The following is a 23,618-nucleotide window of genomic DNA, read 5'->3' as shown; positions in this document are numbered from 1 at the left end:
TGGGTCTACGGCCAGGCGGCCGGCCGGTTGATCCGTTTGGCGCCATACCTTAAGGGATCAGGCGCATTCAGGTCGAGATTAAATTTTTTGTCGGTTCAACGATATTGCAGGAAGACGTTCTCACGCCCGAACTGGTCACGCAGCGCCTGAATCAGCCCATCGGCCGGGTCGATGGCCCACTGCTCACCGAACTGCAGCATGGCCTTGGCGTCGCTGCCGGTGTACTCGAGGGTGATCGGGCAAGCGCCGCGATGGCGGGTAATCAGCTCGCCCAGCCACTTCAGCCGGTCGCCCTTGAGCGCTTCGTGCGCCACCTTCAGGCGCAGGCTCTCGGCCAGCTTGGTGCGCGCGTCTTCCATGGTCATCACCTGCTTCACCCGCAGGCGCAGGCCACCGGAGAAGTCGTCGTTGCTGACCTCGCCTTCTACCACCACCATGGCATCGGTCTGCAGCAAGGACTGTGCCGCCATGAAGGCATCGGCAAACAGCGACGCCTCTATGCGCCCGGAGCGGTCATCGAGGGTGACGAAGCCCATCTTGTCGCCCTTCTTGTTCTTCATCACCCGCAGGGCAATGATCATGCCGGCGATGGTCTGGGTATCGCGTGACGGCTTGAGGTCGATAATGCGCTGGCGGGCGAAGCGGCGGATCTCGGTCTCGTACTCGTCGATCGGGTGGCCGGTGAGGTACAGGCCAAGGGTGTCCTTCTCACCCTTCAGGCGTTCCTTGAGGGTCAGCTCGCGCACCTTGCGGTGGTTGGCGTAAACGTCGGCATCCACCTCGTCGAACATGCCGCCGAACAGGTCGACGTGGCCACTGTCAGCGGTATGCGCCGCCTGCTCGGCGGCCTTGATGGCCTCGCCCAGCGCCGACAGCAAGGTGGCACGGTTGAGGTCGATGTTGGCATGGTAGGCCTTGATCTCGTCATGGAAGTGCGGGCCCAGGCGGTCAAGCGCACCACTGCGGATCAGCGCGTCGAGGGTACGCTTGTTGACCCGTTTCAGGTCGATGCGTTCGCAGAAATCGAACAGGTCCTTGAACGGGCCGCCCTGGGCGCGAGCCTCGACGATCGCTTCCACCGGGCCCTCACCGACACCCTTGATCGCCCCCAGGCCATAGACGATGCGGCCGTCGTTGTTGACGGTGAACTTGAAGTCGGAGAAGTTCACGTCCGGCGCATCGAGGCGCAGCTTCATGCTGCGCACTTCCTCGACCAGCACCACCACCTTGTCGGTGTTGTGCATGTCCGCCGAGAGTACGGCGGCCATGAACGCCGCCGGGTGGTGGGTCTTCAGCCAGGCCGTCTGGTAAGACACCAGGCCATAGGCGGCGGAGTGGGATTTGTTGAAGCCGTAGCCGGCGAACTTTTCCACCAGGTCGAAGATGTTACCGGCCAGGTCCGCATCGATATTGTTGTTGGCACAACCTTCGATGAAACCACCACGTTGCTTGGCCATCTCCTCGGGCTTTTTCTTACCCATCGCACGGCGCAGCATGTCGGCGCCGCCGAGGGTGTAACCAGCCATCACCTGGGCAATCTGCATCACCTGTTCCTGGTACAGGATGATGCCGTAGGTGGGCGCCAGTACCGGCTTCAGGCCTTCGTACTGGTAGTCCGGGTGCGGGTACGCCAGCTCGGCGCGGCCGTGCTTGCGGTTGATGAAGTCGTCCACCATGCCCGACTGCAGCGGGCCCGGGCGGAACAGAGCCACCAGTGCGATCAGGTCTTCCAGGCAGTCGGGCTTGAGCTTCTTGATCAGCTCCTTCATGCCGCGCGATTCAAGCTGGAACACCGCCGTGGTTTCAGCCTTCTGCAGCAACTCGTAGGTCTTGCGATCGTCCAGCGGGATGAAGTCGATGTTGACGTCGGGCAGGTTCTTCTTGGCCTGCTCGCGGTTGATGATCTCCATCGCCCACTTGATGATGGTCAGGGTCCGCAGGCCGAGGAAGTCGAACTTCACCAGGCCGGCGGCCTCGACGTCATCCTTGTCGAACTGGGTTACCAGGCCGCCGCCCTCTTCGTCACAGGCGATCGGCGAGAAGTCGGTGAGCTTGGTCGGGGCGATCACCACACCACCGGCGTGCTTGCCGGTACCGCGCGTCACGCCCTCTAGCTTCAGGGCCATGTCCCAGATTTCGCGGGCGTCTTCGTCGCCCTTGAGGAAGTCACGCAGGATTTCTTCCTGCTCGTAGGCCTTCTCCAGGGTCATGCCCACTTCGAACGGGATCATCTTCGACAGGCGGTCGGCCAGGCCGTAGGACTTGCCCTGTACCCGCGCCACGTCACGCACCACCGCCTTCGCCGCCATGGTACCGAAGGTGATGATCTGGCTGACCGCGTTACGACCATAGGCTTCGGCCACGTAATCGATCACCCGGTCACGGCCATCCATGCAGAAGTCGACGTCGAAGTCGGGCATGGAAATACGTTCAGGGTTGAGGAAGCGCTCGAACAGCAGGTCGTAGGCCAGCGGGTCGAGGTCGGTGATCTTCAGCACGTAGGCCACCAGCGAGCCGGCACCCGACCCCCGGCCCGGGCCGACTGGCACGCCGTTATTCTTGGCCCACTTGATGAAGTCCATAACGATCAGGAAGTAACCGGGGAAGCCCATCTGGATGATGATGTCCAGCTCGAACTTCAGGCGGTCCAGGTAGACCTGGCGCTTCTCTTCGTAATTGGGCGTGGTCTCTTTCGGCCACAGCACCGCCAGGCGCTCTTCCAGGCCTTCGTGGGACACATGCCGCAGGTAGTCATCGATGCCCATGCCGTTGGGCGTGGGGAAGTCGGGCAGAAAGTACTTGCCCAGCTGCACCTGGATGTTGCAGCGCTTGGCGATCTCGACGGTGTTGGCGATGGCGTCGGGCAGGTCACTGAACAGCTCGGTCATTTCCTCGGCTGACTTCAGGTACTGCTGGTCACTGTACATCCTTGGCCGACGCGGGTCGTCGAGGGTCCAGCCCTCGCCGATGCACACGCGGGTTTCGTGGGCGTCGAAGTCCGACTGCTTGATGAAACGCACGTCGTTGGTCGCAACCAGCGGGGCGCCGAGCTTGTCCGCCAGGGCCACGGCAGCGTGCACATATTCCTCGTCGCGGGCGCGGTTGGTGCGCTGCACTTCGACATAGAAGCGCTCGGGGAACATTGCCATCCAGTCCTGCAGCAGGGCCTCGGCTTCATCGTCCTTGCCGGCCAGCAGGGCCATGCCGATGTCACCTTCCTTGCCTGCGGACAGGGCGATCAGGCCCTCGCTGGCAGGGGCAATCCATTCACGCTGGAGGATGACCAGGCCGTTGCGCTGGCCGTCGGTCCAACCGCGCGAGATCAGCTCGGTGAGGTTGCGGTAGCCCTTGGGGTTCATGGCCAAGAAGCAGATACGCGACAGCGGTGCTTCCGGATCGCCACCAGCCAGCCACAGGTCGGCGCCGCAGATCGGCTTGATGCCCGCGCCCATGGCGGTCTTGTAGAACTTTACCAGCGAGCACATGTTGCTCTGGTCGGTGATCGCCACCGCCGGCATGTTCATCCCGGCCAGCGCCTTGGCCAGCGGCTTGATCCGCACCAGGCCGTCGACCAGCGAGAATTCGGAGTGGACGCGCAGGTGAACGAAGGGAACCGACATGGAAGATCCTGTAGCAGTGCTGAACGACAAGGGCGGGATTGTAGCTTAAATGGGGATGTTTTTTGGGCTGCTTCGCAGCCCTTCGCGGGCACGCCCGCTCCCACAGGGATATCATCGCCCTCAGGAACGGCGCTATACCTGTGGGAGCGGGCGTGCCCGCGAAGGGCCGCAAGGCGGCCCCATAGGTCAGATCAGGGAGTCGGTGACACCTTCACGCGCATCCCACGCTGCCCGCACCGGGGCAAAGGAACGCCGATGAATGGGCGTTGGCCCCAATCGCGCCAGCGCCTCAAGGTGCACCGGGGTCGGGTAGCCCTTGTGCCCACCAATGCCATACCCCGGGTAGATCAGCTCGAATGCGCTCATCTCCCGGTCACGGGTCACCTTGGCCAGGATCGACGCCGCCGCGATGGCCGGCACCTGGCTATCGCCCTTGACCACCGGCGACGCCGGTACGGCCAGCTTCGGGCAGCGGTTACCGTCGATCAGGGCCAGCTTCGGTGTAATGTGCAGGCCTTCCACGGCGCGCTGCATGGCCAGCATGGTGGCTTGCAGGATGTTCAGGCGGTCTATTTCCTCGACCTCGGCGCGGGCGATGCAGAAACTCAGGGCCTTTTCGCAGATCTCGTCGAACAGCGCCTCGCGCTTGGCTTCGGTGAGTTTCTTCGAATCGTTCAGGCCAAGGATCGGCCGTGCCGGGTCGAGGATCACCGCCGCGGTCACCACCGCGCCGCACAGCGGGCCACGGCCCACTTCGTCGACGCCGGCGACCAGGTCTTCGACCAGGTTGAAGTCCAGTCCAATTTGCATGTCAGCGGTCCTTGAGCAAGGCCAGTACCGCCTCGGCCGCCTGGTTGGAGGCGTCACGGCGCAGGGTGCGGTGAATTTCGTCGAAGCGTTCGGTCTGCTGGCTGCCATCGGCGACCAGCGGCGCCAGGGTGTTGGCCAGGGCTTCACTGGTGGCGTCGTCCTGCAGCAGCTCGGGTACCAGCACGCGCTGGGCCAGCAGGTTCGGCAACGACACGTAGGGGCTCTTTACCAGGCGTTTGAGGATCCAGTACGTCAGCGGTGCCAGGCGATAGGCCACCACCATCGGCCGCTTGTACAGCAGCGCTTCGAGGGTGGCGGTACCCGAGGCGATCAGCACCGCGTCACAGGCCGCGAGGGCCTGGTGCGACTGGCCATCGAGCAGGGTCAGCGGCAGCTCGCGCCCTGCGAGCATCTGCTCGACCTGGGCACGCCGCGCGGCATTGGCGCAGGGCAGCACGAAACGCACGCCCGGCACCTGCTGGCGCAACCGTTCGGCGGCATCCAGGAACAGCGCCCCCAGGCGCCCAACTTCGCCGCCCCGGCTACCCGGCATCAACGCGACTACCGGCCCTTCGCCCAGGCCCAGTGCGGCACGCGCCGCCGGGCGGTCGGCTTCGAGCGGAATGGTATCGGCCAATGGGTGGCCGACGAAGCGCACCGGCACGCCCTGCTCTTCATAGAACCGCGCCTCGAATGGCAACAAAGTCAGCATCAGGTCGCAGCCTTCGCGGATCTTCAGCACACGCTTCTGCCGCCAGGCCCAGACCGACGGGCTGACGTAGTGCACGGTCTTGATCCCGGCCTGGCGCAGTTTCAGTTCGATGTTGAGGGTGAAGTCGGGGGCATCGATGCCGATGAACACATCGGGCTTTTCGCCGATCAAGGTCTCGATCAGCAGCTTGCGGCGCTTGAGCAACTCACGCAGACGCCCCAGCACTTCGACCAGGCCCATGACGGCCAGGCGTTCCATGGGGAAGTAGGATTGCATGCCCTCGGCTTCCATCAAGGGACCGCCAACGCCGATAAACCGTACGTCGGGGTGGCGTGCCTTGAGGGCACGCATCAAACCTGAACCGAGAATGTCGCCGCTGGCCTCACCTGCGACCAAGGCTACGCAAAGCTGCGCCATGTCAGCGGGTGATACCGCGGGCGGAGTTCACGATCGACTGACGGAACAGCTCGACCTCTGGGTGCTTCGCAGCCAGTTCCTCCAGCTCCTTGAGCGCGTCCTCGACGGTCAGGCCCTGGCGATAGACGATCTTGTAGCAACGGCGCAGTACGTGGATCACCTCGTCGCTGAACCCCCGGCGACGCATGCCTTCGAAGTTCATGCTGCGGGCTTCGGCCGGGCTGCCGAACACGGTGACGAAGGCCGGGACATCCTTGCCGATCGCCGTGCCCATGCCCGAAAACGCGTGGGCACCGATATGGCAGTACTGGTGCACCAGGGTGTAGCCGGACAGGATCGCCCAGTCGCCCACATGCACATGGCCGGCCAGGGCCGTGTTGTTGACCAGGATGCAGTGGTTGCCGATGACGCTGTCGTGGCCAATGTGGGCATAGGCCATGATCAGGTTGTGGTCGCCCACGGTGGTTTCCGAGCGGTCCTGGACGGTGCCACGGTGAATGGTCACCCCTTCGCGGATCACATTGTGGTCACCGATCACCAGGCGCGTCGGCTCACCCTTGTACTTGAGGTCCGGGGTGTCTTCGCCGATCGAGGAAAACTGAAAGATACGGTTGTGCCTGCCGATGCGGGTCGGCCCTTTGAGCACAACATGCGGGCCGATAACGGTGCCCTCCCCGATTTCCACATCGGGGCCAACGATCGACCAGGGGCCGACCTCGACACCGTCGGCCAGCTTGGCCGAGGGGTCGATAATGGCCCGAGGATCAATCGAATTCATAGGGAGCGTTCCGCACAGGTGATTTCCGCCGAGCAAACCGGCTTGCCGTCGACCAGGGCGCGGCACTCGAATTTCCAGATCATGCTCTTGCGGCTGAGGAACTTGGCTTCCAGCACCAACTGGTCACCCGGCAGTACCGGCTGACGGAAACGCAGCTTGTCGGAGCCGACGAAGTAGTACAGGGTGCCATCGGCCGGCTTGGCGTCAAGCATCTTGAAACCGAGGATACCGGCGGCCTGGGCCATGGCTTCGATGATCAGAACGCCCGGCATGATCGGGTGCGCCGGGAAATGGCCGTTGAAGAACGGCTCGTTGATGCTGACATTCTTGTAGGCACGAATGCTCTGGGCCTCGTAGTCCAGATCCGTCACGCGGTCCACCAGCAGGAACGGGTAACGGTGAGGCAGGTATTCGCGAATCTCGTTGATGTCCATCATTTCGGGGGGGAAGCCTGTAATAAGAATAGGGAGCGCAGGTGCTGACCACACGCTCCTTTTGCAGTCCAAAGAGGAGCCAGCTAGCGACTGTTCACTCTTGCTCAGGGAATGGTATCAGCCTTCTGATGCCGGCTGGCCACCTGAGGTCACGGTATCGACGCGTTTTTCCAGCTGCTGGAGACGCTTGGCCATGTCGTCCAGGTGGCGGATACGCGCGGCGCTCTTGCGCCACTCAGCCAGTGGCTGCATGGCAGTGCCGGAAGAATAGGCACCCGGTTCGGTGATCGAACGGGTCACCATGGTCATCCCGGACACGAAAACGTTATCACAGACATCGATATGACCCACCATGCCGACACCGCCGGCAATGGTGCAATGCTTGCCGATGCGCGTGCTGCCGGAAATCCCGACGCAGGCAGCCATGGCCGTGTGCTCGCCGATCTGCACGTTGTGGGCGATCTGGATCTGGTTGTCGAGCTTGACCCCGTCAGCGATCCGCGTGTCCGACAGCGCACCACGATCGACCGCGGTGTTGACGCCGATTTCGACGTCATCGCCGATGGTCACGCCACCGATCTGGGCAATCTTGCGCCATACGCCCTTCTCGTTGGCGAAGCCGAAACCTTCACCGCCAATCACCGCACCCGACTGGATGACCACACGCTTGCCGATGGTCACATCATGGTACAGGGTGACCCGCGGAGCCAGCCAGCCGCCCTCACCTATCACGCAACGAGCACCGACCACGCAGTGCGCACCCACGCTGACATTGGCCCCGATGCGCGCACCGCTTTCGATGACCGCGAACGGCCCGATGCTGGCACTGGCATCCACCTGCGCGTCCTCGGCAACCACGGCGCTGGGATGAATACCCGCCACAGCCTTGGGTTTGGGGTCGAACAGGTGGGAAATACGTGCGTAGGCCAGATAAGGATCAGCGACGATCAGCGCATTGCCGGCAAAGCCTTCGGCATCCGCCGCCTTCAGCAGCACCGCGGCCGCCTGGCTGTTATCCAGGAATTTGCGGTACTGCGGGTTGGCGAGGAAGCTCAACTGACCGGGGCCAGCCTCCTGCAAGGTGGCCAGCCCGGTAATCTGCAGCGCCTCGGGCCCCTTGAGGGTGGCGCCGAGGGCCTCGGCCAACTGGCCTAGCGTCATGGTCACGGTCATATCAACGGGCTTGGTTCATGCGCTCGATGACTTGGCGGGTGATGTCGTACTGAGGCTTGACATCGATAACCGCGCCACGCTCGAGGACCAGGTCGTAACCGCCTTTCTTGATCACTTCCTCGACAGCGCCATCCAGCTTCGGCTTCAACTGCTTGAGCATGTCGCGGTCGGCAACGGCCTTGGCTTCGTTCAGCTCCTTGGACTGGAACTGGAAGTCACGGGCCTTCTGCTTGAACTCGAGCTCCAGGCGCTCACGCTCCTGTTGCTGCATCTTGTCGCCGCCCTTGATCAGACGGTCCTGAATGCCTTTGGCGCTGCTTTCCAGGCTTTTCAGCTTGGTCAGTTGCGGGCCGAACTTCTTCTCGGCATCTACCGCGTATTTCTTGGCGGCATCCGATTCCAGCAGGGCCATCTGATAGTTCAGGACGGCAACCTTCATTTCGGCGAAAGCCGGGGTGGCGACCAGCGCCGCGGCCACTACGGCCAGTTGAGTCAACTTACGCACGATGCACTCCTGGATAAACCGTTGTCATTAAGCGAGGGCCGACCTCAGAAGGTCTGGCCCAGAGAGAATTGGAACACCTGGGTGTCGGCATCGTCCGGCTTCTTGACCGGCATCGCCAGGCTGAAGCTCAGCGGGCCCAGTGCAGTAATCCAGGTCACGCCCAGGCCGACCGAACTGGCCATGCCCGAGAAACCGACCTTCTCGCAATCAGGCTGGTTGCCGCAATTGGTGTCGAACACATTACCCACATCCCAGAACACGGAGGTGCGCAACGAACGCTGGTCCTTGACGAACGGCAGCGGGAACAGCAACTCGACACCACCCTGCACCAGCACGTTGCCACCGAACGGCAACGGATCCTGATCCGGGTCGCGAAGAGTGCCCGGTCGAGTACCGTCGCTCGGGGTACTGCGTGGGCCCAGGCTGCTGTCCTTGAAGCCACGGACCGAGTTGAAGCCACCCGCGAAGTAGTTCTCGTAGAACGGCAGGCCCGAGGTGCTGCCATAGCCATCACCATAGCCCAGCTCGGTGTGCAGACGCAGGGTGTAGTCATTGGTGATCGGCTTGAACAGCTGGCCGCGGTAGTCGAGCTTGTAGAACGACAGGTCGCTGCCCGGAATGGTCGATTCCAGGGTCAGACTTTGCGAGTGGCCACGGGTGGCCAGCACGCCTTTGTTCAGGGTCGATTCGGACCAGCCGATCGAGGCCTTGAAGTTCAGGAAGTTATCGCCTTCCTGCTCCAGGAAGTCGAAGATCTCGTCGACGGTGTACTTGCCGGTCTTGATCTTGTCCTGCTGTACGCTCAGGCCATAGGTCAGGCGCGAGGTCTCGCTGATCGGGTAGCCCAGGCTGACGCCGGCACCGTAGCTGTCCACCGCGTAGCTGGCCACGTCGACGTCAAGGTCGTCGTAGTCGGTGCTGCGATAGAAGGCGTTGTAGCCCAGGCTCACGCCATCGGCAGTGAAGTAGGGGTCAACGAAGCCGAAGTTGTAGCGGGTCTGGTATTCCGAACGGGTCAGGCCGATGGACACCTTGTTACCGGTACCGAGGAAGTTGCTCTGGCTGATCGAACCACCGAGGATCAGGCCGGCACTCTGGGCGAAACCGACGCTGGCGGTGATCGAGCCGGAGGCCTGCTCTTCGACGCTGTAGTTGACGTCGACCTGGTCGTCGGTGCCCGGCACCGGCGGGGTCTCGACGTTGACTTCCTTGAAGAAGCCCAGGCGCTCCAGACGAGTCTTGGACTGGTCGATCAGGTAGGTCGAAGCCCAGCCGCCTTCCATCTGGCGCATTTCGCGACGCAGCACTTCGTCTTCGGTCTTGGTGTTGCCGCGATAGTTGATGCGGTTGACGTAGGCACGCTTGCCCGGGTCGACCACGAACATGATGTCGACGGTGTGGTCTTCATCGTTCGGCTGCGGCACGCCGTTGACGTTGGCGAAGGTGTAGCCTTCGTTACCCAGGCGACGGGTGATCAGTTCGGAAGTGCTGGTCATCACCTTGCGCGAGAACACCTGGCCAGGCTGCACCAGCAGCAGCGACTTGACCTGGTCTTCAGGCACTTTCAAATCACCGGACAGCTTCACATCGCGAACGGTGTACTTCTCGCCTTCGTTGATGTTGACGGTGATGTAGACGTGTTTCTTGTCTGGCGTGATGGACACCTGGGTGGAAGCGATGTCCATGTTGATGTAGCCACGGTCCAGGTAGTAGGAACGCAGACGTTCCAGGTCACCGGAGAGCTTTTCGCGGGCGTACTTGTCGTCGTTCTTGAAGAACGACAGCCAGTTGGTGGTCTTCAGCTCGAACAGCTGCGCCAGGGTCTCGTCGTCGAACACGTTGTTGCCAACGATGTTGATATGCTGGATGGCGGCGACGGTACCTTCATTGATCTTGATCTTCAGCGCCACGCGGTTGCGTGGCTGCGGCACCACTTCGGCGTCGACCTCGGCCGAGTAGCGGCCCTGGGCCACGTACTGGCGCTGCAGCTCGTTACGCACACCTTCGAGGGTGGCACGCTGGAAGATCTCGCCTTCGGCCAGGCCAGATTGCTTCAGGCCCTTCATCAGGTCTTCGGTGCTGATCGCCTTGTTGCCTTCGATCTCGATGCTCGACACCGACGGGCGCTCGACCACGTTGATGATCAGCACATTGCCATCGCGGTTCAGCTGGATGTCCTGGAAGAAGCCAGTCTTGAACAGGGAACGGGTCGACTCCACCAGGCGGCGGTCATCGGCCTGGTCGCCGACGTTCAGCGGCAAGGCACCGAAGACGCTGCCGGCGGAAACCCGCTGCAGGCCGTTGACGCGGATATCGGAGATGGTGAAGGACTCGGCGTGAACTTCAGCGATCATCAGTGCGGACATGACCGCAGTTAGCAGCAGACGTTTCATGAAGTCCTTTTATTCCAACTGGCAATAAACAGCCCGCCGCGACAAGACGGCAGGTTTCGCAATTGAGCGAAGCTTTATAGTCGACCCAGATCGTTGATCAGGGCGAGCAACATCACCCCTATGACCAAACTGATACCGATCTGGACCCCCCAACCTTGCACCCGATCCGACAGCGGACGACCGCGCGCCCACTCGACCAGGTAAAACAGCAAATGCCCCCCATCCAGAACCGGGATGGGCAGCAGGTTAAGAACCCCCAGGCTTATGCTCAGGTAGGCCAGGAAATTCAGGAAATCCCCCACGCCGGACTGGGCTGAAGCGCCCGCCACTTTAGCAATGGTTATCGGTCCACTCAAGTTTTTTACCGAGAGCTCCCCGAACAGCATTTTCTTCAGCGATTCAAGGGTCAGGACGCTCATGCTCCAGGTGCGTGACAGCCCCTCACCCACCGCATCCAGCGGGCCGTAGCTGACTTCGCGGAGCATGTTGGCAGGCCATTCGCCACCTTTTACCCCGGCACCCAGATAGCCGCCGGCAGCCTTGCCCTCGCCCTTGCGCGCCAGGGTGACCGGTACCTCCAGCGCAGCACCATCGCGCTCGACACGCACCACCACCTTGGCTTGCGGGCGGGCCCGCACGGCATCGACCACCTGCTGCCATTCGTTCACGGCCACGCCATCGAGGGCCAGCAGCCTGTCACCGGTTTTCAGGCCTGCAGCGGCAGCCGGGCCCTTCGGATCGATCTCGGCCAACACCGGCACGATCGCCGGGCGCCAGGGCTGCAGCCCAAGCGACTGGATCGGGTCCGGTTCGTCGGCACCCTTGAGCCAGTTATCCAGCTTCACCTGCAGTTGGCGCTCGGCACTGGCACCTTCTTCACGCACGCCAACCTGCAAGGTGCCGCTCTCGCCCAGACGGCGGACCAGCTGCAGATTGACCGCGGACCAACCATTGGTCGGCTTGCCGTCGATGGAGACGATTTCCTGACCTGCGGTCAGGCCTGCAGATGCTGCCAGGCTGCCAGTCTCGACTGCACCGATCACCGGGCGGACCTGCTGGGTACCCAGCATCGCCAGCACCCAGAAGAACAGGATGGCCAGCAGGAAGTTGGCAACCGGGCCCGCCGCGACGATCGCGATACGCTGGCGCACGGACTTGCGGTTGAACGACTGGCCGACCAGCGCCGACGGCACGTCGCCCTCGCGCTCGTCGAGCATCTTGACGTAACCACCCAGCGGGATCGCCGCGATCACGAATTCGGTGCCATGGCGGTCATGCCAGCGCAGCAGCGGCGTACCGAAGCCCACCGAGAAGCGCAGCACCTTGACACCGCAGCGGCGCGCCACCCAGAAGTGGCCGAACTCATGGAAAGTGACCAGCACACCCAGGGCTACGAGGGTGCCGATAATCATGTAGAGCGCTGTCATATCCATCTCCGAATGATGTTCAGCGGGCTGGCATCATGCCCAGCCCCCTCGTGAACCGTGGCGGGCCTGCATCAGCGACCGTGACGCCTCAGCCACTCACGGGAAAGCTCCCGGGCACGCTGGTCGGCGGCGAACACCGCGCCCAGCGACGGCAGCGGTACGACGGGCTCCTGATCGAGCACCTGTTCGATCATACCCGCGATCTCCGGGAAGCGGATACGCCGCTGGAGAAATGCCTCGACCGCAACCTCGTTGGCCGCATTGAGCACGGCTGGTGCGCTGTTGCCGGCTTCGGCAGCCTGCCGCGCCAGGCGCAGGCAAGGGAAGCGCTGTTCGTCGGGCGCCTGGAAATCCAGACGGGCGATGGCGAACAGGTCCAGCGGGGCCACCCCGGAGTCGATCCGCTCGGGCCAGGCCAGGGCGTTGGCGATGGGCGTGCGCATGTCCGGGTTACCCAGCTGCGCCAGCACCGAACCGTCCACGTAGTCCACCAGGGAGTGGATCACGCTTTGCGGGTGCACCACCACCTCGACCCTGGCCGGTGCGGCATCGAACAGCCAGCAAGCCTCGATCAGCTCCAGGCCCTTGTTCATCATGCTGGCCGAATCCACGGAAATCTTGCGCCCCATGGACCAGTTGGGGTGCGCGCAGGCTTGTTCCGGGGTGACGTCCAGCAGCGCCTCGACGGGAGTCTCGCGGAACGGGCCGCCGGAGGCGGTGAGCAGGATCCGGCGCACGCCGACGGCACTCAGACCGCGCGCGTAGTCGCCGGGCATGCACTGGAAGATCGCGTTGTGCTCGCTGTCGATCGGCAGCAGCACGGCACCACTGCGCCGCACCGCCTCCATGAACAGCGCGCCGGACATCACCAGCGCTTCCTTGTTGGCCAGCAACACCTTCTTGCCTGCCTCGACCGCCGCCAGGGTGGGACGCAGGCCGGCGGCGCCGACAATGGCCGCCATCACCGCATCCACTTCCGACGCAGAAGCCACCTGGCACAGCCCGGCCTCGCCTTCCAGTACCTCGGTGGCGCAGCCCGCCGCAGCCAGGCTTTCGCGCAGTCGCGCGGCCGCCTCGGCGCTCGGCACCACGGCGAACGCCGGGCGATGGCGAACGCACAGGGCCAGCAATTCGTCGATACGCGAATAGCCACTCAGGGCGAACACCTGGTAGCGGTCGGGGTGGCGTGCGATGACGTCCAGCGTGCTCAGGCCGATGGAGCCGGTGGCCCCCAGCACGGTAATACGCTGCGGACGACTCACATCACACCCCATTCGGCAGCCCACAGCAGCACGGCGAAAATCGGGATCGCCGCGGTCAGGCTGTCGATGCGGTCGAGCACCCCACCGTGCCCGGGTAACAGGTTGCTGCTGTCCTTGATGCCGGAACGGCGCTTGAACATGCTTTCGGTCAGGTCACCGACCACCGAAGACATGACCACCAGCGCGGCACCCAGCAGGCCCAGCAGGATCTGGCCGAAGCCCCAGTCGCGGCTGATGCCGACCACCAAGGTAATCGCCAGGCTGACCGCCAGGCCGCCATACACGCCCTCCCAGCTCTTGCCCGGGCTGACCTGTGGCGCCAGCTTGCGCTTGCCGAAGGCACGGCCAGAGAAGTAAGCGCCAATATCGGCAGCCCACACCAGCACCATGACCGACAGGATCAGCCAGTTACCCAACGGCCAGTGCTTGAGCAGCACCAGCCCCTGCCAGGCCGGCAGCAATACCAGCAGGCCGATCAGCAAGCGGCAGGCAGCACTGGCCCACAGCTCACTGCTGCGCGGGTAGGTAAGCACCAGCCAGGTGGCCAACCCCCACCAGATCACTGCGGCACCCAGCACCCAGGGTGCCAGCTCCGGAAGGATGTACAGCAGCATCAGCGCTCCGGCGACGACCACGGCATAGGCGATGCGCAGCGGCTGGGCCATCAGCCCGGCCAGGCGCGCCCACTCCCAGGCGCCGAGGGTCACCACGAAGCCGATGAACAGGGCGAAATCCCCACCATTGAGCAGGAAGAAGCCACCCAGCGCGACCGGCAGCAGGATCAGCGCGGTAATGATGCGTTGTTTAAGCATTAAGCACGAGCTCCAGCCTCGACCTGCTCGCTGGTCTTACCGAAGCGGCGCTGGCGCGAAGCGAAATCGGCCAGGGCGTTGCGCATGGCCTCGTGTTTGAAGTCCGGCCAGTACAGGTCGGAGAAGTACAACTCGGCGTAGGCCAGCTGCCACAGCAGGAAGTTGCTGATGCGGTGCTCGCCGCCGGTGCGGATGCACAGGTCCGGCAGCGGCAGTTCGCCGGTTGCCAGGCAGGTCTGCAGCAGGCCCGGGGTGATGTCTTCCGGGCGCAGGTGCCCGGCTTGCACTTCCCGCGCCAGCCGCTGGGCGGCCTGGGCGATGTCCCACTGGCCACCGTAGTTGGCCGCGATCTGCAGGATGAAGCGGTTGTTGCCGGCGGTCAGCGCCTCGGCCTCGCGCATGGCGGCCTGCAGCTCGGGATGGAAACGCGAACGGTCACCAATGATTCGCAGGCTGATGTTGTTCTCGTTGAGGCGCTTGGCCTCGCGGCGCAGGGCCGAAAAGAACAACTCCATCAGCGCACCCACCTCTTCGGCGGGGCGCTGCCAGTTCTCGCTGGAGAAGGCGAACAGGGTCAGCACCTCGACCCCGGACTCGGCACAGACTTCGATGACCGCGCGAACGGCGTCGACACCCGCCTTGTGCCCGGCGACGCCGGGCAGCAGGCGCTTTTTCGCCCAGCGGTTGTTGCCATCCATGATGATCGCGACATGACGCGGCACCGAGGACGGCACCGCTGGCTTGGTCTTTTCCATTAAAAAACCCCGGCCTTAGACGGCCATCAGGTCCTTTTCCTTGGCTTTGAAGGCAGCATCGACCTCGGCAACGTACTTGTCGGTCAGTTTCTGGATCTCGTCAGCGGCACGACGCTCTTCGTCTTCGCTGATTTCCTTGTCCTTGGTCAGCTTCTTCAGGTCGGCCAGGGCGTCACGGCGCACGTTGCGCACGGCCACCTTGGCATCCTCGGCAACGCCACTGGCCTGCTTGGTGTAGCCCTTGCGGGTTTCCTCGGTCAGGGCCGGCATCGGCACACGGATGGTGGTACCGGCGCTGGACGGGTTCAGGCCCAGGTCGGAGGTGAGGATGGCCTTCTCGATGGCGGCGCTGAGGTTCTTGTCGTGGGCGACGATCTTCAGGGTACGGGCATCTTCGACGGTGATCGCGGCCACCTGGTTCAGCGGCATCTCGCTACCCCAGGCCGGGACCTTGACGCTGTCCAGGATGCTTGGGTGGGCGCGACCGGTGCGGATTGCCGCCAGGTTGCGAGCCAGGGCCTCGAGGGACTTGGTCATGCGCTCCTGCGCGTCTTTCTTGATGTCGTTGATCATGCTTGGCCTTCCTCGATCAGAGTACCTTCAGCGCCACCCACCACGATGTTCAGCAGGGCGCCAGGCTTGTTCATGTTGAATACCCGCAATGGCATCTTGTGGTCACGGCACAGGCAGATTGCGGTCAGGTCCATCACACCCAGCTTGCGATCCAGGACCTCGTCGTAGGTCAGGTGATCGAACTTCTCGGCATGCGGGTCCTTGAATGGATCGGCAGTGTACACACCATCGACCTTGGTCGCCTTCAGCACCACGTCGGCATCGATTTCGATGGCGCGCAGGCAGGCCGCGGAGTCGGTGGTGAAGAACGGGTTGCCGGTACCGGCGGAGAAAATTACCACATCCCCGGAGTTGAGGTGGCGAATAGCTTTGCGACGATCGTAATGATCGGTGACACCGACCATGGAAATGGCCGACATGACCAGGGCCGGGATGTTCGAGCGCTCCAGCGCATCGCGCATGGCCAGGCCGTTCATCACGGTGGCCAGCATGCCCATGTGGTCACCGGTGACGCGGTCCATGCCGGCTGCACTGAGCGCGGCGCCGCGGAACAGGTTGCCACCACCGATCACCAGGCCGACCTGGACTCCGATCCCTACCAGCTGGCCAACTTCGAGGGCCATGCGATCCAGCACTTTCGGGTCGATCCCGAAGTCTTCCGAGCCCATCAGGGCCTCGCCGCTAAGTTTGAGCAAAATGCGTTTATAGCGAGGTTGGCGACCACTCACCTGCTGAGCCATTGCGAGTCTCTCCTGCGGCGTACTTTTAGAAAATTCGTGCGGGCTGTTTGCAGCCTGCTAACTGTAGCGTGGCACCGCTTCGGTGCCAGCGGCGACGGGCCTTATAAACCCTTCGCCGTTTTGACAAAGAGGCTGCGCGCGTGAGCGGGCAGCCTCTTTGGGGCGACAGACGGGGCTGTCTTACTGCTTGGCAGCAGCGACCTGAGCGGCAACTTCTTCAGCGAAGTTGTCGACTGGCTTCTCGATGCCTTCGCCGACCTTGAAGTAGGTGAAGGAAACGATTTCAGCGCCGGCTTTCTTGGCCAGCTCGCCAACCTTGACTTCCGGGTTCATGACGAAGGCTTGCTCGACCAGCGAGGCTTCGGCCAGGAACTTCGAGATACGACCTTTGATCATGTTCTCGACGATGTTTTCCGGCTTGCCGGCGATCTTGTCAGCGTTCAGCTGCAGGAAGACGCCCTTCTCGCGCTCGATCGCTTCGGCCGAAACTTCCGACGGCAGCAGGAACTCAGGGTTCGAAGCTGCAACGTGCATGGCGATGTTCTTGGCCAGGTCGACGTCGCCGCCTTTCAGGACAACGGCAGCGCCGATCTTGTTGCCGTGCAGGTAGGCACCGACAACGTCACCTTCAACGCGCACCAGGCGACGGATGTTGACGTTCTCGCCGCACTTGGCAACCAGGGCTTCACGAGCAGCTTCACGCGAGGCGATCAGCGGAGCGGCATCGGTCAGCTTCTGGGCGAAGGCTTCTTCGATGCTGTCGGCAACGAAGTTCTTGAAGTCGTCTTGCAGGGCCAGGAAGTCGGTCTGCGAGTTCACTTCCAGCAGGACGGCGGATTTACCGTCGGTCTTGACGGCGATAGCGCCTTCAGCAGCGACGTTGCCAGCCTTTTTGGCGGCCTTGATGGCGCCCGAGGCACGCATGTCGTCAATGGCTTTTTCGATGTCGCCGCCGGCCTTTTCCAGGGCCTTCTTGCAATCCATCATGCCTTCGCCGGTACGCTCGCGCAGTTCTTTTACCAGCGCTGCAGTAATTGCTGCCATTTCAAAATCCTCTTGGAAAGTTTTTCAACCATTCCACCCGTTGGTCACGGGCGTTCAATTCTGCAAATCCGCTGTGTTTGTCTCAGCGAGCCCATGATGCGGGGCCGATGCTGACAGCAGGATTTCAAGGTGGCAAAAAGGGGGCAGAGCCCCCTTTTTGCGTGCCAAGTCGACGCTAGCGTCTAATTACTCGGCAGCAGGTGCAGCCGCTTCTTCAGCGTAAACTTCGGTGCCGCCGGCAACGTTGTTGCGGCCGCGGATGACAGCGTCAGCCATCGAAGTCATGTACAGCTCGATAGCGCGGATGGCGTCATCGTTACCTGGGATGATGTAGTCAACACCTTCCGGGCTGCTGTTGGTATCGACAACGCCGATAACCGGGATGCCCAGCTTGTTGGCTTCGGTGATCGCGATGCGCTCGTGATCAACGTCGATCACGAACAGAGCGTCTGGCAGACCGCCCATGTCCTTGATACCGCCCAGGCTGCGATCCAGTTTTTCCAGATCGCGGGAGCGCATCAGGGCTTCTTTCTTGGTCAGCTTGGCGAAAGTGCCGTCTTCGGCCTGGGTTTCCAGGTCGCGCAGACGCTTGATCGAAGCGCGGATGGTCTTGTAGTTGGTCAGCATGCCGCCCAACCAACGGTGGTCAACGTACGGCGAACCGCAACGAGCAGCTTGCTCGGCGACGATCTTGCCGGCGGAACGCTTGGTGCCGACGAACAGGATCTTGTTCTTGCCCTGGGCCAGGCGCTCTACGAACGACAGAGCGTCGTTGAACATCGGCAGGGTTTTTTCCAGGTTGACGATGTGGATCTTGTTACGCGCGCCGAAAATGTACTTGCCCATTTTCGGGTTCCAGTAACGGGTCTGGTGGCCGAAGTGCACACCGGCCTTCAGCATATCGCGCATGTTGACTTGGGACATGATAGTTCCTTGATAAGTCGGGTTGGGCCTCCACGTATCCCAATGACCAACCCGCGAATTCTGCAACTCGGGGCACCCAGGTCATCGTGTCGACACGTGTGTGGGTTAAGTGCTGACGGGGTCGTCCCCGAAAGCGGCGCATTTTATACCACAGACCGCGGCCGAACGGAACCCGGATACTGTTGCGTCCGTCAGCGGCTTTTGCAGCACCCCGCCAAACAGGCCAGAATGCTCCCTATGGATGACAGCTTCCTCAAGGGTAACGCGATTCCTGTGGGAGCTGGTTTGCCGGCGATGGGCTGCGCAGCAGCCCCAATTCTCTACCTGGATCCCGACCGATCGGTGCCCTGCTCTGCTAGAATCCGGCCTTTCCCGTTTGTTCGCGCCGTTCACGGCACCGTAGAGAGCCTGTAATGACCGTCACCATCAAGACCGCAGAAGACATCGAGAAGATGCGCATCGCTGGCCGCCTGGCCGCCGAAGTGCTGGAAATGATCGAAGAACACGTCAAGCCCGGTGTCACCACCGAAGAGCTGGACCGCCTGTGCCACGACTACATCGTCAATGTCCAGCAGGCCATCCCGGCACCGCTCAACTACAAGGGCTACCCGAAGTCGATCTGCACCTCGATCAACCATGTGGTCTGCCACGGCATCCCCAACGACAAGCCACTCAAGGACGGTGACACGCTGAACATCGACGTCACCGTGATCAAGGACGGCTACCACGGCGACACCAGCCGCATGTTCCACGTCGGCACCGTGCCGGTATGGGCCGAGCGCCTGTCCAAGGTCACCCAGGAATGCATGTACAAGGCCATCGAACTGGTCAAGCCGGGCTGCCGCCTGGGCGACATCGGCGAAGTGATCCAGAAGCACGCTGAGAAGAACGGCTTCTCGGTGGTGCGCGAGTTCTGCGGCCACGGCATCGGCAAGGTATTCCACGAAGAGCCGCAGATCCTGCACTACGGCCGCGCCGGCACCGGCATGGAGCTCAAGGAAGGCATGACCTTCACCATCGAGCCGATGATCAACCAGGGCAAGGCCGACACCAAGGTGCTGGGCGACGGCTGGACCGCCATCACCAAGGACCGCAAGCTCTCGGCCCAGTGGGAACACACCCTGGTGGTGACCGCGACAGGTTATGAGATCTTCACCCTGCGCAAGGACGACACCATCCCGCGCACCTCGGCCTGAGCGCACTCCCACAGGCCAACCCACGACAGGAACGTGACGCGATGCCCCAGGTGGACCCCGAGCTGTTCGACCGCGGCCAGTTCCAGGCGGAACTGGCCCTCAAGGCGAGCCCCATCGCCGCCTTCAAGAAAGCCATCCGCCAGGCCGGCGAGGTGCTCGACAAACGTTTCCGTAGTGGCAGCGAAATCCGCCCGCTGATCGAAGCCCGCGCCTGGCTCGTCGACAATATCCTGCAACAGGCCTGGAACCAGTTCGACTGGGGCGACCACAGCGGCATCGCCCTGGTCGCGGTGGGTGGCTACGGGCGTGGTGAACTGCACCCGCATTCGGACATCGACCTGCTGATTTTGCTGGGCGCTGCCGAGCATGAGCAGTACCGCGACGCCATCGAGCGGTTTCTCACCCTGCTGTGGGACATCGGCCTGGAAGTGGGCCAGAGCGTGCGCACCGTCGACGAGTGCGCCGAACAGGCCCGCGCTGACCTGACGGTCATCACCAACCTGATGGAAAGCCGCACCATTGCCGGCCCCGAGACCCTGCGCCAGCACATGCTGGAGGTGACCAGCACTGCGCAGATGTGGCCGAGCAAGGACTTCTTCCTGGCCAAGCGAGCCGAACTCAAGGCCCGCCACCACAAGTACAACGACACCGAGTACAACCTCGAACCCAATGTGAAAGGTTCGCCCGGTGGCCTGCGCGACATCCAGACAGTGCTGTGGGTGGCCCGCCGCCAGTACGGCACCCTCAACCTGCATGCGCTGGCCGGCGAAGGTTTCCTGCTGGAAAGCGAGAACGAGCTGCTGGCCTCGTCCCAGGACTTCCTGTGGAAGGTGCGCTACGCCTTGCACATGCTTGCAGGGCGCGCCGAGGACCGTCTGCTGTTCGACCACCAGCGCAGCATCGCCGCACTGCTGGGCTACAGCGACGACAACCCCAAGCGGGCGATCGAGCAGTTCATGCAGCAGTACTACCGGGTGGTGATGAGCATCAGTCAGCTGTGCGACCTGATCATCCAGCACTTCGAGGAGGTCATCCTCGCCGATGACGACAGCGGCACCACCCAGCCGCTGAATGCGCGCTTCCGCCTGCATGACGGCTATATAGAAGCGACCAGGCCGAACGTGTTCAAGCGCACGCCGTTCGCCATGCTGGAAATCTTCGTGCTGATGGCCCAGCACCCCGAGATCAAGGGTGTACGTGCCGATACCGTGCGGCTGCTGCGCGAGCACCGCCACCTGATCGACGACACCTTCCGCACCGATATCCGCAACACCAGCCTGTTCATCGAGCTGTTCAAGTGCGAAATCGGCATTCACCGCAACCTGCGGCGGATGAACCGCTACGGCATCCTTGGCCGCTACCTGCCGGAGTTCGGCCTGATCGTCGGGCAGATGCAGCACGACCTGTTCCACATCTATACGGTCGATGCACACACCCTCAACCTCATCAAGCACCTGCGCAAGCTGCAATACACGCCGGTGTCCGAGAAATTCCCGCTGGCCAGCAAGCTCATGGGCCGCCTGCCCAAGCCCGAGCTGATCTACCTGGCCGGCCTGTATCACGACATCGGCAAGGGCCGCCAGGGCGACCATTCCGAGCTGGGTGCGGTGGATGCGAAGAAGTTCTGCGAACGCCACCAGTTGCCCGCCTGGGACAGCCGGCTGATCGTCTGGCTGGTGCACAACCACCTGGTGATGTCGACCACCGCCCAGCGCAAGGACCTGTCCGACCCGCAGGTGATCAACGACTTTGCCCTGCACGTGGGTGACGAGACGCGCCTGGACTACCTGTACGTGCTGACCGTGGCCGATATCAACGCCACCAACCCCAGCCTGTGGAACTCGTGGCGGGCCAGCCTGCTGCGCCAGCTGTACACCGAGACCAAGCGCGCCCTGCGCCGTGGCCTGGAAAACCCGCTGGACCGCGAAGAACAGATTCGCCAGACCCAATCGGCGGCGCTGGACATCCTGGTGCGCGAAGGCACCGACCCGGACGACGTCGAGCAGCTGTGGTCACAGCTGGGCGATGACTACTTCCTCAAGCACACCGCTGCCGACGTGGCCTGGCACAGTGACGCGATACTCCAGCAGCCGGCCGATGGCGGGCCGCTGGTGCTGATCAAGGAAACCACTCAGCGCGAGTTCGAGGGCGGCACGCAGATCTTCATCTACGCCCCCGACCAGCACGACTTCTTCGCCGTGACGGTGGCGGCCATGTCGCAGCTGAACCTGAACATTCATGACGCGCGGATCATCACCTCGAGCAGCCAGTTCACCCTCGACACCTACATCGTGCTGGACAACGACGGCGGCTCGATCGGCGACAACCCGCAGCGGGTCAAGCAGATTCGCGACGGCCTGACCGAAGCGCTGCGCAACCCCGAGGACTACCCGACCATCATCCAGCGTCGGGTGCCGCGCCAGCTCAAGCACTTCGACTTCCCGCCGCAGGTGACCATCCTCAACGATGCCCAGCGACCGGTGACCATCCTCGAAATCACCGCACCCGACCGCCCAGGCCTGCTGGCCCGGCTGGGGCGGATCTTCCTGGAGTTCGACCTGTCGCTGCAGAACGCCAAGATCGCCACCCTCGGCGAGCGGGTGGAAGACGTGTTCTTCATCACCGATGCCGACAACCAGCCGCTGTCCGACCCACAGCTGTGCAGCCGCCTGCAGGAGGCCATCGTCCAGCAGCTGCAGGCCGGCCAGGCCAGCGATGCCAGCCCTACCCGCGTGACCTTTTAACGACTAGACGATTGACGAGACCTTGCGCCGATGAACCATGCCTTGACCCAGCTTCAGCCCTATCCGTTCGAGAAGCTTCGCGCCCTGCTGGGCAGCGTGAAGCCTGCGGCGGACAAACGCGCCATCGCCCTGTCGATCGGTGAGCCGAAGCACGAATCGCCGGCGTTCGTCGCCCAGGCCATGGCCGACAACCTCGACAAGCTGGCGGTGTACCCAAGCACCATCGGCCTGCCGGCCCTGCGCCAGGCCATTGGCCAGTGGTGCGAGCGGCGCTTTGGCGTACCGGCCGGCTGGCTGGACGCCGACCGCCACATCCTGCCGGTCAACGGCACCCGTGAAGCGCTGTTCGCCTTCACCCAGGCCGTGGTCAACCGCGCCGATGACGGCCTGGTGGTCAGCCCCAATCCGTTCTACCAGATCTACGAAGGCGCAGCCCTGCTGGCCGGTGCCACCCCGCACTACCTGCCGTGCCTGGAAAGCAACGGTTTCAACCCCGACTTCGACGCCGTGCCGGCTGAAGTGTGGAAGCGCTGCCAGATCCTGTTCCTGTGCTCGCCGGGCAACCCCACCGGCGCACTGGTGCCGATGGCCACCCTGAAGAAGCTGATCGCCCTGGCCGACGAGCACGACTTCGTGATTGCCGCCGACGAGTGCTACAGCGAGCTGTACTTCGACGAGGACGCCCCGCCACCGGGCCTGCTGACGGCCTGTGCGGAACTGGGCCGCAGCGACTTCAAGCGCTGCGTGGTTTTCCATAGCCTGTCCAAGCGCTCCAACCTGCCGGGCCTGCGCTCGGGCTTCGTCGCCGGTGATGCCGAGATCATCAAGCCGTTCCTGCTGTACCGTACCTACCACGGCTGCGCCATGCCGGTACAAACCCAGCTGGCCAGCATCGCCGCCTGGCAGGACGAGGCGCATGTACGCGAGAACCGCGACCAGTACCGCGCCAAGTACGATGCCGTGCTGGATATCCTGCAGCCGGTGCTGGACGTGCAGCGTCCGGATGGCAGCTTCTACCTGTGGGCCAAGGTACCCGGCGGCGATGCCGAGTTTACCCGCGACCTGTTCGAGGCCCAGCATGTGACGGTGGTGCCGGGGTCGTACCTGTCGCGTGAAGTGGATGGCGTGAACCCGGGCGCCGGCCGCGTGCGCATGGCGCTGGTTGCACCGTTGGCCGAGTGCATCGAGGCGGCGGAGCGGATTCGCGCATTCCTGCAGAACCGCTGATTCGACAGGGGCCGTACAATTCTTGAGTGTTGTGCAGTGCCAGTGGGAGCGGGTTTACCCGCGAACACCGGC

General features: G+C 63.1%; 19 protein-coding genes. 3 read left to right on the top strand and 16 right to left on the bottom strand.

Annotated elements, in window-relative coordinates; all coding sequences use genetic code 11:
* Positions 1-95: 95 nt before the first annotated feature.
* The 16 genes from dnaE to rpsB all read right to left on the bottom strand — a co-directional run bounded on the left by dnaE (position 96) and on the right by rpsB (position 18,379).
* Positions 96-3,620 (bottom strand): DNA polymerase III subunit alpha, encoded by a 3,525-nt coding sequence (gene dnaE, locus M2S36_RS15955; protein WP_333957449.1) that lies wholly within the window; start codon positions 3,618-3,620, stop codon positions 96-98.
* Between the two features lie 186 nt (positions 3,621-3,806).
* Entirely contained in the window at positions 3,807-4,430 is a 624-nt protein-coding gene (rnhB, locus tag M2S36_RS15950; protein WP_207829437.1) for a ribonuclease HII, read from the bottom strand.
* Between the two features lies 1 nt (position 4,431).
* On the bottom strand, positions 4,432-5,559 hold the full coding sequence (lpxB, locus tag M2S36_RS15945) for a lipid-A-disaccharide synthase (protein ID WP_207829439.1): 1,128 nt from the start codon (positions 5,557-5,559) through the stop codon (positions 4,432-4,434).
* A gap of 1 nt (position 5,560) precedes the next feature.
* Entirely contained in the window at positions 5,561-6,337 is a 777-nt protein-coding gene (lpxA, locus tag M2S36_RS15940) for an acyl-ACP--UDP-N-acetylglucosamine O-acyltransferase (protein ID WP_207829441.1), read from the bottom strand.
* A complete protein-coding gene (gene fabZ / locus M2S36_RS15935) occupies positions 6,334-6,774 on the bottom strand; it encodes a 3-hydroxyacyl-ACP dehydratase FabZ (RefSeq protein WP_028634990.1) in 441 nt (146 codons plus the stop codon). Before fabZ ends, lpxA begins: the two co-directional genes overlap by 4 nt.
* 114 nt (positions 6,775-6,888) lie before the next feature.
* The gene (gene lpxD, locus M2S36_RS15930; RefSeq protein ID WP_207829443.1) at positions 6,889-7,944 is read right to left on the bottom strand and encodes a UDP-3-O-(3-hydroxymyristoyl)glucosamine N-acyltransferase; all 1,056 of its coding nucleotides are present in this window, start codon (positions 7,942-7,944) and stop codon (positions 6,889-6,891) included.
* 1 nt (position 7,945) lies between these two features.
* Positions 7,946-8,449, bottom strand: coding sequence for an OmpH family outer membrane protein (locus M2S36_RS15925; RefSeq protein ID WP_015269197.1), 504 nt, complete (start codon positions 8,447-8,449; stop codon positions 7,946-7,948).
* Between the two features lie 44 nt (positions 8,450-8,493).
* A complete protein-coding gene (bamA, locus tag M2S36_RS15920; RefSeq protein WP_233687944.1) occupies positions 8,494-10,842 on the bottom strand; it encodes an outer membrane protein assembly factor BamA in 2,349 nt (782 codons plus the stop codon).
* Positions 10,843-10,916: 74 nt separating this feature from the next.
* On the bottom strand, positions 10,917-12,269 hold the full coding sequence (gene rseP / locus M2S36_RS15915) for an RIP metalloprotease RseP (RefSeq protein ID WP_333957448.1): 1,353 nt from the start codon (positions 12,267-12,269) through the stop codon (positions 10,917-10,919).
* A 71-nt stretch (positions 12,270-12,340) separates the two neighbouring features.
* Positions 12,341-13,531, bottom strand: coding sequence for a 1-deoxy-D-xylulose-5-phosphate reductoisomerase (gene ispC, locus M2S36_RS15910; protein WP_333957447.1), 1,191 nt, complete (start codon positions 13,529-13,531; stop codon positions 12,341-12,343).
* The gene (locus tag M2S36_RS15905; RefSeq protein WP_144171515.1) at positions 13,528-14,343 is read right to left on the bottom strand and encodes a phosphatidate cytidylyltransferase; all 816 of its coding nucleotides are present in this window, start codon (positions 14,341-14,343) and stop codon (positions 13,528-13,530) included. The genes ispC and M2S36_RS15905 overlap by 4 nt, the downstream gene beginning before the upstream one ends.
* Complete coding sequence (gene uppS / locus M2S36_RS15900) at positions 14,343-15,098, bottom strand: polyprenyl diphosphate synthase (RefSeq protein ID WP_207829454.1); 756 nt, start codon at positions 15,096-15,098, stop codon at positions 14,343-14,345. The genes M2S36_RS15905 and uppS overlap by 1 nt, the downstream gene beginning before the upstream one ends.
* A gap of 15 nt (positions 15,099-15,113) precedes the next feature.
* The gene (frr, locus tag M2S36_RS15895; RefSeq protein WP_025337974.1) at positions 15,114-15,671 is read right to left on the bottom strand and encodes a ribosome recycling factor; all 558 of its coding nucleotides are present in this window, start codon (positions 15,669-15,671) and stop codon (positions 15,114-15,116) included.
* Positions 15,668-16,411 (bottom strand): UMP kinase, encoded by a 744-nt coding sequence (gene pyrH, locus M2S36_RS15890; RefSeq protein WP_003252294.1) that lies wholly within the window; start codon positions 16,409-16,411, stop codon positions 15,668-15,670. The genes frr and pyrH overlap by 4 nt, the downstream gene beginning before the upstream one ends.
* 180 nt (positions 16,412-16,591) lie before the next feature.
* Positions 16,592-17,455: a translation elongation factor Ts gene (gene tsf, locus M2S36_RS15885; RefSeq protein ID WP_207829456.1), complete on the bottom strand. Its 864-nt coding sequence runs from the start codon at positions 17,453-17,455 to the stop codon at positions 16,592-16,594.
* Between the two features lie 186 nt (positions 17,456-17,641).
* Positions 17,642-18,379 carry a 30S ribosomal protein S2 gene (rpsB, locus tag M2S36_RS15880; RefSeq protein ID WP_003252287.1) on the bottom strand — a complete coding sequence of 246 codons (738 nt, stop codon included), beginning with the start codon at positions 18,377-18,379 and terminating at the stop codon, positions 17,642-17,644.
* A 413-nt stretch (positions 18,380-18,792) separates the two neighbouring features.
* Between rpsB and map the strand changes: the two genes are divergently transcribed.
* Genes map through dapC form a run of 3 tightly spaced genes read left to right on the top strand, consistent with a single transcriptional unit; the run spans position 18,793 to position 23,546 of the window.
* Positions 18,793-19,575 carry a type I methionyl aminopeptidase gene (gene map / locus M2S36_RS15875; protein WP_004375406.1) on the top strand — a complete coding sequence of 261 codons (783 nt, stop codon included), beginning with the start codon at positions 18,793-18,795 and terminating at the stop codon, positions 19,573-19,575.
* A gap of 41 nt (positions 19,576-19,616) precedes the next feature.
* A complete protein-coding gene (locus M2S36_RS15870; RefSeq protein ID WP_333957446.1) occupies positions 19,617-22,319 on the top strand; it encodes a [protein-PII] uridylyltransferase in 2,703 nt (900 codons plus the stop codon).
* 30 nt (positions 22,320-22,349) lie between these two features.
* Complete coding sequence (gene dapC / locus M2S36_RS15865) at positions 22,350-23,546, top strand: succinyldiaminopimelate transaminase (protein WP_207829461.1); 1,197 nt, start codon at positions 22,350-22,352, stop codon at positions 23,544-23,546.
* Positions 23,547-23,618 lie beyond the last annotated feature (72 nt).

The sequence above is a fragment of the Pseudomonas sp. SF2 genome, from assembly GCF_036858055.1.
Taxonomy (GTDB): Bacteria; Pseudomonadota; Gammaproteobacteria; order Pseudomonadales; family Pseudomonadaceae; genus Aquipseudomonas.
The sequence above is the reverse complement of the archived record's forward strand: the minus strand, read 5'-3'. Positions and strand labels throughout refer to the sequence as shown.

What these genes read in the sequence shown, in the direction of transcription:
- lpxD (WP_207829443.1), bottom strand. Translation starts at nt 7,944, where the DNA reads ATGACCGTGACCATGACGCTAGGCCAGTTGGCCGAGGCCCTCGGCGCC.
- rpsB (WP_003252287.1), bottom strand. Translation starts at nt 18,379, where the DNA reads ATGTCCCAAGTCAACATGCGCGATATGCTGAAGGCCGGTGTGCACTTC.
- dapC (WP_207829461.1), top strand. Translation starts at nt 22,350, where the DNA reads ATGAACCATGCCTTGACCCAGCTTCAGCCCTATCCGTTCGAGAAGCTT.
- frr (WP_025337974.1), bottom strand. Translation starts at nt 15,671, where the DNA reads ATGATCAACGACATCAAGAAAGACGCGCAGGAGCGCATGACCAAGTCC.
- tsf (WP_207829456.1), bottom strand. Translation starts at nt 17,455, where the DNA reads ATGGCAGCAATTACTGCAGCGCTGGTAAAAGAACTGCGCGAGCGTACC.
- pyrH (WP_003252294.1), bottom strand. Translation starts at nt 16,411, where the DNA reads ATGGCTCAGCAGGTGAGTGGTCGCCAACCTCGCTATAAACGCATTTTG.
- rnhB (WP_207829437.1), bottom strand. Translation starts at nt 4,430, where the DNA reads ATGCAAATTGGACTGGACTTCAACCTGGTCGAAGACCTGGTCGCCGGC.
- M2S36_RS15870 (WP_333957446.1), top strand. Translation starts at nt 19,617, where the DNA reads ATGCCCCAGGTGGACCCCGAGCTGTTCGACCGCGGCCAGTTCCAGGCG.
- M2S36_RS15905 (WP_144171515.1), bottom strand. Translation starts at nt 14,343, where the DNA reads ATGCTTAAACAACGCATCATTACCGCGCTGATCCTGCTGCCGGTCGCG.
- uppS (WP_207829454.1), bottom strand. Translation starts at nt 15,098, where the DNA reads ATGGAAAAGACCAAGCCAGCGGTGCCGTCCTCGGTGCCGCGTCATGTC.
- bamA (WP_233687944.1), bottom strand. Translation starts at nt 10,842, where the DNA reads ATGAAACGTCTGCTGCTAACTGCGGTCATGTCCGCACTGATGATCGCT.
- rseP (WP_333957448.1), bottom strand. Translation starts at nt 12,269, where the DNA reads ATGACAGCGCTCTACATGATTATCGGCACCCTCGTAGCCCTGGGTGTG.
- lpxA (WP_207829441.1), bottom strand. Translation starts at nt 6,337, where the DNA reads ATGAATTCGATTGATCCTCGGGCCATTATCGACCCCTCGGCCAAGCTG.
- fabZ (WP_028634990.1), bottom strand. Translation starts at nt 6,774, where the DNA reads ATGATGGACATCAACGAGATTCGCGAATACCTGCCTCACCGTTACCCG.
- lpxB (WP_207829439.1), bottom strand. Translation starts at nt 5,559, where the DNA reads ATGGCGCAGCTTTGCGTAGCCTTGGTCGCAGGTGAGGCCAGCGGCGAC.
- map (WP_004375406.1), top strand. Translation starts at nt 18,793, where the DNA reads ATGACCGTCACCATCAAGACCGCAGAAGACATCGAGAAGATGCGCATC.
- dnaE (WP_333957449.1), bottom strand. Translation starts at nt 3,620, where the DNA reads ATGTCGGTTCCCTTCGTTCACCTGCGCGTCCACTCCGAATTCTCGCTG.